Source organism: Streptomyces sp. NRRL B-24085 (assembly GCF_001282115.1).
GTDB lineage: Bacteria > Actinomycetota > Actinomycetes > Streptomycetales > Streptomycetaceae > Streptomyces.
Genome location: NZ_LJBR01000580.1, coordinates 1 through 2045, shown reverse-complemented (window position 1 = coordinate 2045; position 2045 = coordinate 1). Strand labels below are relative to the sequence as shown.

1 protein-coding gene is annotated in these 2045 nt (G+C 76.0%); it reads left to right on the top strand.

Features of this window, described 5'->3' with window-relative positions; genetic code table 11:
* Positions 1 to 2044, top strand: a 2044-nt coding sequence (locus AOJ26_RS39770; protein WP_053853212.1) for a hypothetical protein, incomplete at its 5' end; no start/stop codon positions are given.
* Position 2045: the final 1 nt, after the last annotated feature.

Sequence of the window (2045 nt, the reverse complement as noted above, 5' to 3'; positions counted from 1 at the left end):
GCTGCCGTTCATGGTGGTCAACCTCGCCCACTGGATGCGCCCGGCGGCCGGCGGCCGCAGACGGACCGTGCGCCTGTACGGCCTCCTGGTACGCCTCGCGGGCCTGACCCTGACCGTGCTGCTGGTCGCCGCCGCCTGCGAGGTGGCCCTGGACCTCGCCGCCTGGCAGTGCGCGGGCACACGCGCGTGCGCCGAGTCGCACACCTGGCTCGGATTCCTGTCGCCCGACGTGTCGGACGGCGGCTGGTGGAGCAGGCCGGGCCGCCGTCTCGCCCTGGCGGCCCTGGTCCCGGCCGCGCTGACCGGCCTCCTGTGGTACCTGTCCCACCGCACCTGGAGCGACTACGAGTCCCAGCAGCCCATGTCCCGCGACGGCGAGCCGGATGAGGACCACGGCCGCACCGCGCTCAGCCGCCCCGGCTTCTGGTACGGCCGCCGCCTGGTCGCCCGGCTGCGGGCCGCGCACACCGCCGCGGGCCTGCTCACGATCGCCGCGGCGGTCAGCTCCACGGCGGCCCGCCACGACCGCGCCCCGGGCGGCCCCGCGCTCCTGGACATACTCGGCCTGCTCCTCCAGACCGGTCTCGTCGCCGCGGGGGTCGCCGTCGTCTGGGTGGTGTGCCGCCGCGGCCGCACCGAGAAGTACCTCGACCGCCGGCTCGACGAGCATCTCGTACGGCGTCTGCCGCTCGCCGCACTCGTCCTGCTCGCCCTGGCCGCGGTGTACGCCGGCTGGGAGCGGCCGGGCTGGCAGTCGCACGGCCGGCTGTCGGGGGACGCCACCTTCGGCGGCATCGCCTTCGTGCAGGGCCTCCTGGTGGTCGCCCTGGCCGTGGTCGCCCACCTGCTGTACCGCACCCGTCCCGACCCGCGCGCGGCGATGCGCGGCCTGGCCGGACCCGCCGTCGCCACGCTGGCCTGCGCCCTGGGCGGTGTGATGTCCGGCGGTGTCTCGCAGCGCGTGGCGGACTGGCTGGACGGCACCGGCGCCACCATCCCCGGCCCGCCCGTCCTGCTGACCTGGCAGGCGTCGGTGATCCCGCTGGTCCTCCTCGTGCTGCTGGGGCACTGTGCCTGGCTCGGCCGGCGCACCTGGCGCTCCGGCCTGGCCCAACTGGACACCGTCGAGAGCGAGTACCCGGAGGAACCCAAGGACGCCGCACGAACCCGCCGTATCGCCCGCACCCGCGCGATGGCGGCACTGACGGACCGGGGGCCCCGCCTGCTCGGGGTGACGTCGGCCAGCACCCTGCTCCTCGGCGCCGGCGCGCTCGTCGGCGCCCTGACCTCCCGCGAGACACCCGCGAAGGCGGCCGAGGGGGCGTACGCCTTCGTGCAGAGCGCCGCCGACACCGCGCAGGCACTCGGCTCCTGGCTGATCGGCCTCGGCTTCATCCTGTTCGTCACCTGGGGGCGCCGCGCCTACAAGGACCCCTCCGCGCGCCGGACCATCGGCATCCTCTGGGACGTGGGCACCTTCTGGCCGCGCGCCGCCCACCCCTTCGCCCCGCCCTGCTACGCCGAGCGCGCGGTACCGGACCTGACCTGGCGGATCGCGACCTGGGTCCGGGCCACGCGCGGCCGGCTGGTCATCTCGGGACACTCCCAGGGCAGCGTCCTGGCGGCCGCGGCGGCCTGGCAGCTGGAGCCGTCCGTCCGCAAGAGGGTCGCCCTGCTGACCTACGGCTCCCCGCTGGAGCGCCTCTACGGCCGCTGGTTCCCGGCCCACTTCGGCCCGGCCGCGCTCACCGCCCTGCACCACGACGTGGACTGCTGGCGCAACCTCTACCGGCTCACCGACCCGATCGGCGGCCCCGTGCGGCTGCCCGGCGACTGCGGCCCCGAGGTGGACCGGGAGCCCCTCATGGACCCGCTCGCCTACGGCCGCACCGGGCTGCACCCGCTGCCCGCGCCGATCCTCGGCCACTCCGACTACCAGGCCGACCCGGTCTTCGCCGAGGAGCGGACGCGACTGCTGGGCCGGCTCCAGCCGGATGTGCCGGGCCCGCGGTCTCAGGACGAGACGGGCAGGTCCTCGGCGTAGA